Here is a 263-nt window from a genome sequence, read left to right on the forward strand (position 1 = left end):
CTCAGCAAGCTGGTTTACGGATTCGCTGATAGCTTTCAGCCCCGGCACCCATTCGGTAAAGCCCAGCACGGTCTGCTTACCTGCCAGACGACGCATACCACCGGGCATCAGATCCTGACGAATACGAAACGGCACGCTGCGCGGAATAAGTTCACGCAGATGCGCAAAGCTCTGCGGGTTCTGAGGTCCGAGATTAACGGCAATTGTTCCGTGCCAGACGCCATTGATTCTGAGCAGGTTATCGCGTATTTCCTGAACGCCTG

The 263-nt window shown here is 55.5% G+C and carries 1 protein-coding gene; it reads right to left on the minus strand.

All coding sequences use genetic code 11. The annotated features are described in order from the left end of the window. The coding region (locus SB660_RS21400; RefSeq protein WP_410584414.1) for a hypothetical protein at positions 1-263 on the minus strand (263 nt) is incomplete at both ends.

This window comes from Bacillus sp. SIMBA_005 (assembly GCF_046535585.1).
Classification (GTDB): Bacteria; Bacillota; Bacilli; order Bacillales; family Bacillaceae; genus Bacillus; species Bacillus pumilus.